The sequence below is a fragment of the Streptomyces sp. NPDC043746 genome (genome assembly GCF_056436485.1).
Map to the genome: position 1 here is coordinate 105,033 of NZ_JBWKCM010000002.1, position 14,141 is coordinate 119,173.

11 protein-coding genes, 1 tRNA gene and 1 pseudogene are annotated in these 14,141 nt (G+C 72.1%); 6 read left to right on the forward strand and 7 right to left on the reverse strand.

The annotated features are described in order from the left end of the window. The first annotated feature begins 205 nt into the window (after window positions 1-205). From AC0682_RS02560 to AC0682_RS02580, 5 genes and pseudogenes are all read left to right on the forward strand, one after another. Window positions 206-2,161, forward strand: a complete 1,956-nt coding sequence (locus tag AC0682_RS02560; protein WP_478530577.1) for an MFS transporter — start codon at window positions 206-208, stop codon at window positions 2,159-2,161. A gap of 123 nt (window positions 2,162-2,284) precedes the next feature. Further along, entirely contained in the window at window positions 2,285-3,199 is a 915-nt protein-coding gene (locus AC0682_RS02565; RefSeq protein WP_478530578.1) for an adhesin, read from the forward strand. Between the two features lie 262 nt (window positions 3,200-3,461). After that, a complete protein-coding gene (locus AC0682_RS02570; protein ID WP_103421853.1) occupies window positions 3,462-3,794 on the forward strand; it encodes a hypothetical protein in 333 nt (110 codons plus the stop codon). A gap of 62 nt (window positions 3,795-3,856) precedes the next feature. Then, a pseudogene (locus tag AC0682_RS02575) lies at window positions 3,857-4,027 on the forward strand (transposase); the annotation flags it as partial. A 116-nt stretch (window positions 4,028-4,143) separates the two neighbouring features. Then, entirely contained in the window at window positions 4,144-5,331 is a 1,188-nt protein-coding gene (locus AC0682_RS02580) for an ISAs1 family transposase (RefSeq protein ID WP_478530579.1), read from the forward strand. Window positions 5,332-5,375: 44 nt separating this feature from the next. Here AC0682_RS02580 and AC0682_RS02585 read toward each other — a convergent pair whose 3' ends face one another. Next, window positions 5,376-5,804, reverse strand: a complete 429-nt coding sequence (locus tag AC0682_RS02585; protein WP_478530580.1) for a cupin domain-containing protein — start codon at window positions 5,802-5,804, stop codon at window positions 5,376-5,378. A gap of 394 nt (window positions 5,805-6,198) precedes the next feature. Between AC0682_RS02585 and AC0682_RS02590 the strand changes: the two genes are divergently transcribed. Further along, window positions 6,199-7,752, forward strand: coding sequence for an alpha/beta hydrolase (locus AC0682_RS02590; RefSeq protein ID WP_478530781.1), 1,554 nt, complete (start codon window positions 6,199-6,201; stop codon window positions 7,750-7,752). Between the two features lie 31 nt (window positions 7,753-7,783). Here the strand turns inward: AC0682_RS02590 and AC0682_RS02595 are convergent, their stop codons facing one another. The 6 genes from AC0682_RS02595 to AC0682_RS02620 all read right to left on the reverse strand — a co-directional run bounded on the left by AC0682_RS02595 (window position 7,784) and on the right by AC0682_RS02620 (window position 14,006). Continuing rightward, the gene (locus tag AC0682_RS02595; RefSeq protein ID WP_478530581.1) at window positions 7,784-9,718 is read right to left on the reverse strand and encodes a restriction endonuclease; all 1,935 of its coding nucleotides are present in this window, start codon (window positions 9,716-9,718) and stop codon (window positions 7,784-7,786) included. 227 nt (window positions 9,719-9,945) lie between these two features. Next, window positions 9,946-10,018: transfer RNA gene (locus AC0682_RS02600), tRNA-Arg, on the reverse strand. Window positions 10,019-10,190: 172 nt separating this feature from the next. Then, window positions 10,191-11,504 (reverse strand): UDP-glucose dehydrogenase family protein, encoded by a 1,314-nt coding sequence (locus tag AC0682_RS02605; RefSeq protein WP_478530582.1) that lies wholly within the window; start codon window positions 11,502-11,504, stop codon window positions 10,191-10,193. Between the two features lie 37 nt (window positions 11,505-11,541). Then, window positions 11,542-11,772, reverse strand: a complete 231-nt coding sequence (locus AC0682_RS02610; RefSeq protein ID WP_478530583.1) for a hypothetical protein — start codon at window positions 11,770-11,772, stop codon at window positions 11,542-11,544. Between the two features lie 57 nt (window positions 11,773-11,829). Next, window positions 11,830-13,806 (reverse strand): AfsR/SARP family transcriptional regulator, encoded by a 1,977-nt coding sequence (locus tag AC0682_RS02615; RefSeq protein ID WP_478530584.1) that lies wholly within the window; start codon window positions 13,804-13,806, stop codon window positions 11,830-11,832. Next, window positions 13,794-14,006, reverse strand: a complete 213-nt coding sequence (locus tag AC0682_RS02620) for a hypothetical protein (protein ID WP_478530585.1) — start codon at window positions 14,004-14,006, stop codon at window positions 13,794-13,796. The genes AC0682_RS02615 and AC0682_RS02620 overlap by 13 nt, the downstream gene beginning before the upstream one ends. Window positions 14,007-14,141 lie beyond the last annotated feature (135 nt).

Genomic DNA, 14,141 nt, shown 5'->3' on the forward strand with positions numbered 1-14,141 from the left:
GGGGAGGGTGGGGGGGGGGGGGGGGGGGGGGGGGAGGGGGGGGGGGGGGGGGGGGGGGGGGGGGGGGGGGGCCGCCCCCCCCCCCCCCGCCCCGATGGTCAGGGGAATGTGTCAGAGGTACGTGTTAGCGTCCCCGCACAACTGAAGGACGCCGGGAGGCGTCCTGAAAGGCGTACGGGGACGGCGGAGACGGGGAGAAACCGTAGTGACCACCGCGGAGCCGAGACCCGGCCGTGAGGCGGACAACACCACCGGCACCACCGGCGGGGCCGCTTCCCGCCGGGAGGAGACCGCCGTCGGCAGCGCCGCGCCGCGCGTCCTGCTGCCCTCTCCGCGTACGCCGGAAGTCTCCGCGCCTGAACCTTCCGCGCCTGAATCGCCCACCAAGCAGCCCACCTCCTCCGGCCGCGGCTCCTCCGGCCCCGGCCCCACGGGTGCGCCCCCCACGCGGGTCAGGCGGCTGCTGCGCCACCCCGCGACCATCGCCACCGCGGCCGCGGCCGTCACCCACGTCCTGTGGTTCCTCTTCTTCGCCAACAGCGGCGGCGACCTCGCGGCGCAGGACGCCTGGGCCGAGTTCGTGGGCCGGCACCCGGGCACGGCGTACAACCTCGCCTGGTACGGGGGCATGCACCCCGTCTCGTACAGCGTGGTCTCGCCGTACCTGATGTCGGTGCTCGGCGTCCGGACGACGATGATGATCGCCGGTACGGTCTCGGCCGGGCTGACCGCGCTGATCCTGGTCCGGGTCCGGGCCGTACGCAATCCGCTGGCCTGCTCGCTCGCCGGGGTCTTCGCCTACCTGTGCAACGCGCTGTCGGGGCGGGTGACGTTCGGGCTCGGGATGATGTTCGCGGTCGGTGCCGTCGCCGCCGTCTTCTGCTGGCCCTACCGCTGGCGGTACAAGCGGTGGGCCAAGGCGGCCGTCGCGGCCCCGCTCGCCGCGCTGGCCACCGCCTCCAGCCCGGTGGCCGGGCTCTTCCTCGGGGTCGTGGCCGCCGCGCTCTTCCTCCACAAACGGCGCCCCGGCGCGTACGCCATCGGGCTGGCGCCCGTCGCGGTCGTGGGGCTGTCCTCCCTGCTCTTCCCGTTCTCCGGTACGCAGCCGATGTCGCTGGGGACGGTGTCGCTGCCGCTCCTGTTCTCGGTGCTCGTCTTCGTCCTCGTACCGCGCGACTGGAACACGGTCCGCACCGCCGCCGCCGTCTACGGGGTCGGCACGGTGCTCACGTACTTCATCGACTCGCAGATCGGGTCGAACGTGACCCGGATGGCGATGCTGTTCGCCGGGGTCGTGCTGCTGGCCGCGCTCCCGTACACCGTCCCGCGCAGCCGCCGCTGGTACGCGCTGGTCCTCGCGTTCGCCGGGCTCAACTTCTGGATCGGCTTCAAGAGCGTCGACGACATCGTCCGCACCGCCCCCACCGCCTCCTGGGCCCGCGAGCTGGCGCCCCTGGTCAACCAGCTCCAGCAGGTCGGCGCCGAGCGCGGCCGGGTCGAGGTGGTCCCGGCGAGCAGCCACCGGGAGGCGTCGGCGCTGGCCGCGTACAACCTGGCCCGCGGCTGGAACCGGCAGGCCGACATGAAGCGCAACCCGCTCTTCTACGACGACACCCTGAACGCGGTCAACTACCGGCAGTGGCTGGACCGCTGGGCGGTCCACTACGTCGTGCTGCCCACCGGCAAGCCCGACAGCGGGGCCCGGCAGGAGGCCGAGCTGGTCGCCGGCGGCCTCTCCTACCTCCGGGAGATCTGGGGCGACGAGAACTGGAAGCTCTACCGGGTGCTGGAGCCGACCCCGCTCGCGGACCCGCCCGCCACGGTGGAGAAGGCGGGCGCGAACGAGCTGACGATCCGGGTCGAGTCGGCGGGCCGGGTGCTGATCCGGGTCCCGTACTCGCGCTGGCTCGGGCTCGTCGACGAGGACGGCAAGAGCCTGGAGCGCCCGCAGGAGACCGAGGAGTCCAAGCTGCGGACACAGCAGGACGAGACGGCCCCCCGGACCTTCGAGAACATCCACGGCTGTCTGAACAAGATCGAGGACGAGGGCCCGTACGGCGACGAGTGGACCGAACTCCTCGCACCGAAGCCGGGGGTGTACCGGCTGGCGGCCCCGTACCAGCTCCAGCCGGGGACACCGTGCCCGGAGGAGCTGAGCTGAGCGGGAGCCGTAGGCGTACGTACACGTGCACGTACGCCTACGATCTAGGACGGATGTTCGCTGTACGAGCCATCGTTCGTGGGCCCTCCCTCTGCGGGCGCCGTCCTGGCAAGGTGTCCTGGCATGAGGTGCCAACACTGCGGTGGTCAGCGCGGGGCGCTGCCGGGGATGGTCTGCACCGGCTGCGGAGCGGCCCGCTCCCGGACGGCGGCCGGGGACGGCTCCTGGGTCGCGCACGAAACCCTGGCAGGCCGCGTCTCCACTCTTCCCCGTCGGCGTAGAGCCTTGCTGGTGGCGGGAGTCGTGGTGGTCGCCGGAGGGCTGGCGACGGTGGCCGCGCTGCTCCTGGCGGGCGGCGGGAGCGTGGGCGGCGGCCCGAGCCGTACGGACGCGGCGGGGCCGGCGGGCGCGCTGCCGGACCGGATCGGGGGCGGCCCCCCGACGCGCATCGGCCCCGGCGAGGAGGCCCCGGCCACACCTCCGGCGGAGGAACCCCCCAAACCCCCTTCGGAAGGCGGCGACCACCGCTTCACGGAGTGGGCGGGCCCGGGCTGCGAGGCGGGGGAGTACCGGGAGTACGGCCGCTTCGAGAAGGGCGAGGCGGGCTGGTACGGGGTCGGCTCCGGCGGCTTCACCGGCGGCGGTTGCGACGGCCGGTTCAGCGCGGTCCCGATGTCGGGCAGCCCCACCGAGGACCGGGGCTCGACCGCCACCTGGTCCTGGCACCTGGGCGACGGCTTCCGGGAGTGCGCGCTGACGGTGTTCGTACCGGCCGCCCCGGAGGGCCGCGCCCGCGATGTGGCGGGCGACCCGACCGTGTACAGGGTGCTCTCGGACCCGGACGACGCGGACTCCGCGTACACCGGTTTCACCGTGCGCCAGACGCAGCACCGGGGGAGGCCGGTGGAGGTGGGCAGCTACCCGGTGAAGGGCGACACGTTCGCGGTGCTGCTCATCGACCGGGGCCGGGACTGGGGCGCGGCGGACCGGGTGGGGGCGCACCACGCGGCGGCGCAGATGAGGGCGTCGTGCCGCTGAGGAGTGCTGACGGGTCGGGCTGTCCGGCCCGTTGGGGCTACCTGGCCGGTTGCGGTTGTCCGACTGGTACCGAGGCCGCTTGGCCGACCGGGGCTGTACGGTCACCGGCTAGGTTCTGTCTCTTTGGTCAACGTCGGGTCAGGCCGGCGCCTATTAGGCCGAACGGGTGGCCATCTCGGCGAAGCGACCTCTGCGAACCGGAGCCCTGTGATCTTCTTGCCGCCGATCCCCGGTTGGGGAACCCTGCGAACAGAGGACTCTTATGGCTTTCGGGAAGTGGGTCAAGAAGACCTGCTCGGTCACCGCGCCCGTGGCGGCCTCGACCATGCTGGTTGTCGGCTTGTCCACCAACGCCCAGGCCGCCACCGGCACTCTGACCTGGCAGGGAGCCCAGGGCCAACAGTGGACCTGGAGAAACCCGCCGAGCGGCACGTGCAGCAACTTCGGTGGCAACACGGTCGCTTACAGGCCCCACAACAACACAGGGGAATGGCTCACCGTGTACACCGAGTTCGGATGCTCCGGCGCCAAGGCGGAGTTCGGCCCCGGCGCCTACACCACAAGCTGGACCCCGTACTACAGCTTCCGGTACTAGGCATCGTCTCGTCGATCACGTCTAGAGCGTGCCTTTTTGATGGGTTGATCAGTTGATCGGATGTGTCTGTCCGGTTAGTGATCACTGATGCGATGTGGGACCGGATCGAGCCGCTGATGCCGGCCGATCCGGTCCGCGGGCGGCGGTGGGCCGACCACCGCCGCACCCTTGAGGCCATCGCGTGGAAGTACCGCACCTGCTCGCCCTGGCGGGACCTGCCGCAGGGCTTCGGCGTAGTCGCGGCTTGAGTGGGTTTTCCCGATGTGTGCCGGCGGTGGCCCGGACGCAGGACAGGCACGAGCTTCCAAGATCATGTGGGTGTCGAGTCCAGTGATCCCTACGGAAGTCCGTGCCTGCCGTCGTATCCTCTCCGATCCCGCCCGTCCTTGACCAACTCCGTGACCAGCCCGATGCCGCGGAACACGAACTGCCCGGGCTGCTGACCCGGTTGGCCGCTGTCCCCGATCCGCGCAAGCCCCGCGGTGTGCGCCACGGCCTGGTGTATGTACTGGCGCTGGCCGCCTGCGCCGTGCTGACCGGCGTGACCTCGCTCCTGGCCATCAGCGAGTGGGCTGCCGATGCGCCATCGGCGGTCCTGGACCGCATCGGCGCCCGTCGCTGCCCGTTGACCGGCATCCGGCCGGTGCCGTGCGAGACAACGATCCGCCGCACCCTGGCCCGCCTTGATGCCGATGCGCTTGACCGGGCGGTCGGCGCCTGGCTGGCCGATCGCCGCACTCAGCCCGGCCCGAAGACCCGCCGGGCAGTGGCGGTGGACGGCAAGAGCCTGCGCGGCGCCGCCAGAGCCGACGGCCGCAAGATCCACCTGCTGGCCGCACTCGACCACACCAGCCGTCTGGTCCTCGCCCAGCTGGACGTCGGAGACAAGACGAACGAGATCACGTGCTTCCAGCCCCTTCTGGACAACCTCGCCGACCTGGCCGACACGGTCGTGACCAGCGACGCCATGCACACCCAACGCGAACACGCCGAGTACCTCGCCAGTCGAGGCGCCCACTACATCGTGATCGTCAAAGGGAATCAGAAGAAGCTCCGCAAGCAGCTCAAAGCCCTTCCCTGGCAGCGGATTCCGCTCCAGAGCCGCATCCGCGAGAGCGGTCACGGCCGTGGCGAAATCCGCCGCATCAAGGTTTGCACCGTGAACAACCTGCTCTTCCCCGGCGCCAGCCAGGCCGTCCAGCTCAAGCGGCGCCGCCTGCACCGCAAGAGCGGCAAGGTCAGCATCAAGACCGTCTACGCGGTCACCAGCCTGAGCGCCGGGCAGGCCACTCCCGCCCAGCTCGCCAACATGATCCGCTCGCACTGGCAGATCGAGGCCCTGCACCACGTGCGGGACACCACCTTCGCCGAGGACGCCTCGCAGCTTCGGACCGGCAATGCGCCCCGCACCATGGCGACCTGGCGCAACCTTGCCATCGGCGCCCTGCGCATCGCCGGCACCCAGAACGTCGCCGCCGCACTCCGGGCCAACTCCCGCGACCCGAAACGCCCGCTCGCCCTGCTCGGGCTCACTTGATCACGAACCGGACATCACGCGACTACGCCGAAGCCCTGCGTCCGCTACGAGGCCACCGTGCTGGTCGCGGTCTTGAACGAATGGCTGTGACCAGCAGCGGAATCGCCCTCATCGATCACCTTGTAGCCGGGCACGGAGGGCCAGCGGACCGTCAGCACCACGGACTCCTCCTCCGCGAACCATGAGTGATCGACACCTCGGCCCCACACGACGTAGTCCCCCTGCCGGACCAGGAGAACACTGTGTCCGGGCAACTCCACCCGAAAACGCCCGCTGATGAGGACCAGCAGGGCGGTGCGCTCTTCGCCGGTCACCCACTGAGCCCGCTCATCACCCTGCGGGTGGACGCCCCATTTGATCTCAACGGCCTCGCTATGCCGAGGATCAGAGGCGTCCTTGAAATGTCCCAGCAGCCACCCCCGGTCCAGTGCCGCATCCCTGCCCGCATTGCCCACATACACGCTGTCGGTCATGGCTCCGGACGGTAGCAGCCGGTCGCATCAGCACTCACAGGAGCCACTTTCGCAACAGGCCCTAGGCCTGACGGACGGTGGCCTGGGCGCGTTGCCGGATGAAGTGCCGGTCGTGCGCGGTCAGTTCGGCCAGGGGCCCGGCGCGCGCAGCACGGCATCCAGCGCGCGCTCCGGACCGGCCATGCAACACCCGCTGTCGCAGGCGGCGTTGGCCTCGACGACGGCCCCCGCCCCTCTGCGCGGGCCCCCCGACCCCCGGGCGGGAGGGGAGGTGGCCCCCGACGGAAGTAGGGGGCCAGCCCCAGTGAGTCCCAACGCCCGAGCTTCTAGCGTCTGATGGGTGAGAAACACAGAGAAGACCACCCGCAGCCTGGCGGTTCGCAGCGCCGCCGCCATGACCCTGACCCTCGCCGTGGGCCTCACCACCTCCCCGGCCCTGGCCGCACCTTCCCGGCCCTCCCCGCCCGCTTCGCCCTCTTCGGCCGCCGGCGGACCGGGCCCCGGCGCGGGCCTGGCCCGCTACTACCACCAGCGCCTGTCCTGGGGCACCTGTACGCAGTCGCCCGAGGACGCTGCGGGCCAGGGCCTGGACAGGGCGGGCGTGCAGTGCGCGGACGTCACGGTCCCGCTGGACTACGCGGCTCCGAAGGGCCGGACGATCACGGTCGCGATATCCCGCCTCAAGGCCACCGACACCCGCCACCGCATCGGCTCGATCCTCCTCAACAACGGCGGCCCCGGCGGTCCGGCCGTGGACTCCCCGCCGGCCGTCCGCAAGGCGATGAAGGAGGTCGGCCCCCGCTACGACATCATCGGCTTCGACCCGCGCTTCGTCGGCCGCAGCACTCCGCTGGACTGCGACTGGCCGGTCAGCTTCACCTGGTTCTCGGCCGGCGCGAGCCGGGCGGGCTTCGACCGCCAGGTGGCCCTGAGCAAGAGCCTGGCCGCCAAGTGCCGCGCCACGAACGCCTCGGTGCTCCCGCACGTCACCACCCGGAACACCGCCCGCGACATGGACGTGATCCGAGGTGCGCTGGGCGAGCGGAAGATCTCCTACCTGGGCTATTCGTACGGCACCTACCTGGGCACGGTCTACACCCAGATGTTCCCCGGCCGCCACGACCGGATGGTCCTGGACGGAGCGCTGAGCCCGGACGACTACAGCCCCCGCCTGCTGAGGGAGGCGGTGAAGGAGAACGATCAGGCGCTCTCCGCCTGGGCCACCTGGGCGGCAGCCCGCCACACGACGTACGGCCTGGGCCGCTCCCGTACGGCGGTGCTCGCGACCATCGACCACGTCATGGCGCGGGCGGCACGCGGCCCCCTGACGCTGGGCACGGCCCCCGATGTCTTCCGGGTCGACGACACCCACATACCGACGCTGCTCTTCATGGGGGTGGCGGACGACACCGACGGTGCGAGGGCGTCCCTGGCCGAGCAGGTGAAGACCCTGCACAAGGCGGCAAGGAACCAGAGGACGGAGCTGTCACCGCACTTCACGGAGATGCTGCGCTTCGCCCTGTCGGGGGCCGACTCGCCCTCCGGCAGCGCCCAGATGGCGATCATCTGCGGTGACGTACGGGCTCCGCGCGACCCCGAGGTCTACTGGCGCGACATCCAGCGCGCCCGCGCCGCGCACCCCCTGTTCGGCCCCCTCACCGAGAACATAGGCCCCTGCGCCTTCTGGAACGCCCCACGAGAAGCCCCCACCCGGATAAGCCACGACGCCCGGGCCCTGATAGTCGCCGCCACCGGTGACCCCCGCACCACCTACCGCAGCAGCAAGGCCCTGCACGCCCAACTCCCCGGCTCCAGGCTGATCACCCTCAAGAACGCCAACCACCACGGCGTGTACGGGGAGTACGGGAACGCCTGCGTGGACGACACGGTCAACCGCTACCTGGCGACGGGCAGGCTGCCGAGAAAGGACGAGACCTGCACGAAGTGACAGGATCTGACCGGCCGCTGTGCGCCACCTCCTAGTCCACCTCGATGCCGTAGTCCCGAACCAGCTCCTCCAGCCCGCCCGGATAGCCGCGACCACCGGTGACGAACTGCCAGTCCCCGTTCGCGCGCCGGCGGAAGGACCCCAGGACGAGGGCGGTCTCGTCGTCGCGGCCGTCGGAGACGTCCAGTCGGTCGAGTTGGGTGCCCTCGGCGTCGAGCAGCCGGATCCCGGCGTCGCTGAAGCCCGAGAGATCGGCCGCGGGATCGGCGACGGGGTCGACGGCGGCGACGACGACCACCCGGTCGGCCCGTGTCGGCAGCGCGTCGAAGGAGACCTGGATGGCGGCCTTGTCCGGCGGCACGGGGGTGAGTGCCCGGACCGTGCCGTCGGGCGTCCGGGGGTTGTTGTAGAAGACGAAGTGGTCCTCGTCCAGGACCTGGTTGCCGTGGCAGACGAGGGCGCAGACGTCGAGGGCGACATCGCCCGACCAGTACATGCCGAGCACGTTGTGGTCCTCGCCGTCGCCAGGCCCGCCGCGGTCCGGCACACACCGGCGGGACGGCGCCGAACCGGCGCTCTCCCCGCCACCCAACCGACCCCGTAACCCGTGCCGGTGGAGCAGATCGACCAGTTCGGAGCCGGCGACGAGCTCCAGGGGCTTGCCGTTGGCGAAGGTGTGGGCGCCGGGACCGAAGCGGGAGGTGGTGACGAGCACGCCCTTGTTGGCCCCGGCGTCCTGGATGGTGCCGTACAGATCACGCACGGCCGACGGCGGCACGGTGCCGCGGTAGCGCTTGACCTGGACGACGATCTTGCCGCCGCGGATGGGGGCCGGATCCAGCGCGTCGACGTCGACGCCGCCGTCGTTCGAACGCCGGGTGGTCACGGCCTGCATGCCCATGGCCCGGAAGAGGTCGGTGATCAGGCCCTCGAAGGCGACGGGGTCCATCTCGTGCAGATCCGGTTCCTCGTCCCCGCCGTGGCTGACGATCCCGTTGCCGACGTCCTCGGGGACCCGTCCGGGCCGTACGGCCGCGTACTGGTCGGGGCGCGTCGACAACTGCCCCCGCAGCCCCTCCACCAGGCAGGTGACGGCGTTCACCTGCTCCAGGTGCAGACCGGCGAAGGCCGAGCGCGGGGCCATGACCGTACCGAGGACCAGGGGAGCCCGCCGTCCGGTCGTGGGGTCGTGATCGTCCACGAACCCGTTCAGGGCGACCGACTCCAGCGCCCCGAACTCATCGGCCGCGAAGAGGTCGCGCAACACCAGCAGGAGGCACTGCGCGAGGATGTCCCGGTACAGGGTGCGGCGCTGGGTGACCGGCCGGGGAGAGTCCTTCACCTGATCGGCGTTGATCAGGTAGCGCGCCGACTTCGCCTCCGGAACGATCCCGTACCGCGGCAGCTCCCAGTCCAGCACCAGCTGCCGAGCCCCGGAGTCGTACGCCGCCGACACCCGCCGGGGCAGCCCTTCCGGCCACCCGGTGGAGGCATAGAGCGCGGCGGAGAAGTACTCGACGGTTGCCTCGGGATCCCCGCTGCGCAGCCCCGCAGCCATCTGCGCTATGGCGGCGTTGTGCTCCCGTATCTCGGCCAACTGCTCGGCGGCCCACTGCTGGTACTGCTGCCGGTAGGCGGCCGACTGCCCCGGGGCACAGGGCGGCACGCTCTCCGCCCGGGCCAGGGTGCCCACCCTGAAGGCCGGGGCCCGGCACCCCGCCGCCAGCAGCCCCCGCAACGCCTCGACCTGCGCGTCGAGCTCCTCGGTACGCCGCCGCGCCTCCGCCTCCCGCAGCTCGCGGTACATTCTCCGCTGCTCGCGGTAACTGGGTCCGAACTCCCCCTGCCGGGCGTGTTGTTGCCAGTCCAGATCCCGCTGGTGTCCGGCTTGCGCTTCCTGTCGACGTTGCTGTTGGCGCTGCGCTTCAGCCCAGGCGCCGACCCACCCATTGGAGCGACGGCTCATGCTCTACAGGCCCTCCCCACCAGCGCCCCGGCATACCCGCACCCGGCCCCTGGCCCCATAACCAGCAGTGATGGACCGACTCTAGTCGGCAACCAGCCATAGGCCCATGCCCTTGCCGCATATGCCCGTACGAGGTGGGGCGGAGGGCCTGGGGGTGAGGGGAGGGCAAGCGGCGGAGAACAAGCAGGAAGCCCCTCGGGGGCGATCCCGAAGGGCTTCCTGCGCTGTGCCCCCGGCAGGATTCGAACCTGCGACACCCGCTTTAGGAGAGCGGTGCTCTATCCCCTGAGCTACGAAGGCGAGGCGAGGATCCGTAGGAGAACGTGGCCGGAAGGGTGGCGTGAGCCCTCGTCCCGGACACATCGGCCCACTGATCCCGTGTGCCCCAGCAGACTGGCGCACCGCCGTCAGTGTAGCGGGTACGGGGTGGGCGGGGGCGGGGCTGCCGGGGGAGTGGCCTGGCCGGCGGGGTTCAGGTGGGGCGGCGGGTTGCGCGGCCCACGCTCATGTGGGTGAAGCCGGCGGCGAGCAGGGTGGCGGGGTCGAGGAGGTTGCGGCCGTCCAGGAGCAGGGGGTTGCGCATCTTCCGGGCCGCGGTGGGCCAGTCCAGCGCGGTCAGTTCGGGCCACTCGGTGACGAGGATCGCCGCGTCGGCGTCGGTCAGGGCGGTGAGCGGGTCCGGGTGGCGGGTCGCGGAGGTCCAGGGGGCGTGGTCGGCCGTGGTGCGGGGGGCCATCGGGTCCCAGCAGGTGACCGTGGCGCCCTCGGCCAGGAGGCGGGCCGCGATGACGGCGCTGGGGGCCTCGCGCATGTCGTCCGTGGCGGGCTTGAACGTCATGCCCAGCAGGGCGATGCGGCGGCCCTTCAGACCGCCCAGCTCGGCCTTGAGGCGTTGGATGGCCCGTCGCGGCTGGAGTTCGTTGACCTGGATGACCGCGTTCAGCAGTTGGAAGGGGTAGCCGGAGTTGCTGGCCATGGCGCGCAGCGCCCGGGAGTCCTTCGGGAAGCACGAGCCGCCATAGCCGAGGCCCGCCTTCAGGAAGTGGGGGCCCAGCCGGTGGTCCAGGCCGATCGCGCGGGAGACCCGGGTGATGTCGGCGCCGGTCGCCTCGCAGACGGTGGCTATCTCGTTGATGAACGTGATCCTCGTGGCCAGGAGGGCGTTGGACGCCAGCTTGACCATCTCGGCCGATGCCACGTCCATCACTTCGACCGGGGCGTCCAGGGGCTCGTAGAGGTCCGCCAGCCAGGCCGCGGCGGTGGAGTCCTCGGCGCCGATCACCACCCGGTCCGGGTGCAGGAAGTCGTCCACCGCCCTTCCCTCCGCGGTGAACTCCGGGTTGGATGCGTACCCGACGTGGGTCAGGCCGCGCTCGTCGAGGGCCGCTCGCACCCGTGCGCCCGTCCCGACCGGGACCGTGCTCTTGACGACGACCGCGACGAGGTGCGAGGCCTCGCGTACGGCATCGATCACCGCCCAGACACGGGACAGGTCGGCGTCACCCGACGCGGTCGGCGGGGTGTCGACGCAGACGAAGACCGCCTCCGCGTCGGCCACGGCCTCCTGGACGTCCAGGGTGAAGGCCAGCCGCTCCTTGTTCCGGGCGATCAGCTCGCCCAGGCCCGGCTCGAAGAACGGGACGTCGCCCGCGTTCAGCAGCCTGATCCGCTCCGGCTGGATGTCCCGTACGACTACCCGGTGACCCAGTTCCGCGAAGCAGGCACCCGTCACCAGGCCTATGTAGCCCGCGCCGAAGACAGCGATCCTGCGGGACGCGCCAGTCATGGTTCTCTTCCGTTCTTTCGTTCCCGCACCGGCGGGGTCAGGCGCGGCGGCCCTGGTTTCTGGGATGGTTGCGGGCGGTGCGCTCATTGCCGAACTTGTACGAGCCCGTCCAGCGCGCCATCACCTCCTGGGCGTCGCCCGACTCCACTTCCTCGGCGAACTTCGCCGCCCGCTCACCCCGCAGGGTCGCGGCCTTGCGGCGACGGTGGGTGATCACGATGGTCCCGTCGGTCCTGGTCACGTAGCTGAAATCCGATGGGTTCGGCATGGGGTCCTGTCCTTTCCGTCCGTTCGTCGGCGCGTGTGCCGGGTGCGCCTTCGGTGCTCACGCCGTGTCGTCCGTCCGGGTCCTCGCCCACGACGCGCGCACGGGGAGCACCCTCGGCACAGAGCCCTCCTCCTGCGCCAGCATGCCCTGCGCGAACAGCCGGACCAGCGGGTGCAGCCGGTAGGTGTGTCCGCCGGGGTGGTCGAGTGCCTCGGCCCAGTGGGCGGCGGCGAGGTCGGCGAGCAGTTCGTCGGCCTCCTCCGGACCGGTCCCCAGGAGCCCGGCCACCGTGCCGGGCGCCACCGGATGCGGGCCCAGCGCCGAGTGGAACCGCAGCGCCCGGCGGGCCGGCGGGGCCAGTCGGGCGTACGCGTCCGTCAGGCGGTCGCGCACCGACAGGTCCGCGACGACCAGCTCCGCCAGGGTGCGGTCGGGGTCGCTGAGCCGCTCGGCGTACCGGGAGAGCGGCCAGTGCGGACGCGCCAGGACCCTCGCGCCCGCGATGCGCAGCGCCAGCGGCAGGCCGGCGCAGGCGGCGACGACCGCGGACACGGCGGCGGGTTCGACGTCCGACGGGGAGATGCCCGCCGCCCTGGCGAACAGCGTCCGTGACTCCGGTGGTGGCAGAGGCGCCAGCACCGTACGGCTCGCCCCCTCCAGCGCGTACAGCCCCGACCGGCTGGTGATCAGCACCGCGCAGCCGTCGGTCACGGGCAGCAGCGGGCGCACCCCCCGTTCGTCGGCGGCGTCGTCCAGCACCAGCAGCAGACGGCTGTCGGCGGTACGGGTGCGCCAGGCGCGGGCCCGGTCGTCCGGTGCGGCGGGGATCCGGTGCGGCTCCACGCCGACCAGCCGCAGCAGTTCGCCCAGCGCCTCGGCCGGGTCCAGCGGGCGAGGGCCGGAGCCGCGCAGGTCCAGGTGGATCTGGCCGTCCGGATAGGAGCGCTTGACGCGGTGCGCCGTCCGGAGCGCCGCGGACGTCTTGCCGATCCCGGGCATGCCGGTCAGCACGTGCACCGCCTGGCCCGGCCGGCGCGGACGCTGGCTGGTCAGCGCGGTGGCCAGTCGGATGACCTCCTGATCGCGGCCGGTGAAGTCCGCCGGTGCGGGCGGGAGTTCGGCCGGGGGCGGGGTGCTCTGCGCACCTGCGGGCGAGGCCGGGCGCGGGGCTCGTGCGGTGCTCCTGCCCTGCCGCGGAGGTCCGGCCGGTGCCGCCTCCCGCGCTCCCCGGGCCGTACGGGGCAGCAGCGACGGGTGGCCCGTCAGCAGTGCCTGTTGCAGCCGGCGCAGTTCCGCCGAGGGTTCCAGGCCCAGCTCCGCTGCCAGGGTGGCGCGGGCCGCCCGGTAGGCGGCCAGCGCGTCCGCCTGGCGGCCCGACCGGTACAGCGCCGTCATCAGCTGGCCGCGCAGCCCCTCCCGGAGCGGGTCGGCGGCGATCAGGGCGATGAGTTCGGGGATGAGCGCGGCGTGCCGGCCCAGCTCCAGATCGGCGTCGATCCGCCGCTCCAGGGTGACCAGCCGCTCCTCCTCCAGCCGGTCGCGCTCGGCGTCGGCGAGCGGGTCGCAGACCCCGCCCAGCGCCACGCCCCGCCAGACCGCCAGGGCCCGGCGCAGCCTTGCGGCGGCGGTCTCCGGGTCTCCGGCCGCCAGGGCCTCGGCCCCTCGCGCGGCGTGCTCCTGGAACTCCAGGAGGTCCACCCGTACGCCCTGTTCCGGCAGCCGGATCAGGTAGCCCGGCCGCCGCCGCTCCACCACGACCCCGGGGCCCAGCAGATGGCGGACGCGCGAGGCGTAGGTGTGGAGCTGGGCCGGGCAGGTGGCAGGCGGGTGGTCGCCCCAGAGCAGGGTGGTCAGCCGACTGTCGCTGATCACCCTGCCCCGGGCGAGAAGCAGCGCGGCCAGTACGGTGCGGGGTTTGGGCCCGCCCAGTTTGACCGGCACGTCGCCGCGATGGCCCTCCACGGGGCCGAGCAGGTTCAGGTGCAGGGTCTCCACCGAGGTCACCGCCGGGGCCGCCTCGGTCACGGGCCCCATATGTTGCCGTCCGGTGCCGAGCCGGCGAGTCCGCCGTCCGGGCCACCGGTGACGGTCAGGACCGTCTGCGCCGGGTGCGCCGCCGTGTGCGTGCCGCTCCCCGGCGTCCCGGCCGCCGCCGTCCCCGCCCCCAGCAGTACGGCGCCGAGCGCGGCCGCCGCGCACACCGTCGTGAACGTGGTACGGATGAGAGTCTGCATGGTTCCCCCTGAACGCATCGGCTGTGCAGTGTGATGACGGGACCGTCCGCCGGCCGGGCCGGCCAGGTGCGCGCCCTTCCCCTTTGACCGGCGCGCCGTCCCGATGAGGACACTCTGCTCGCCGCCCACGGCCTT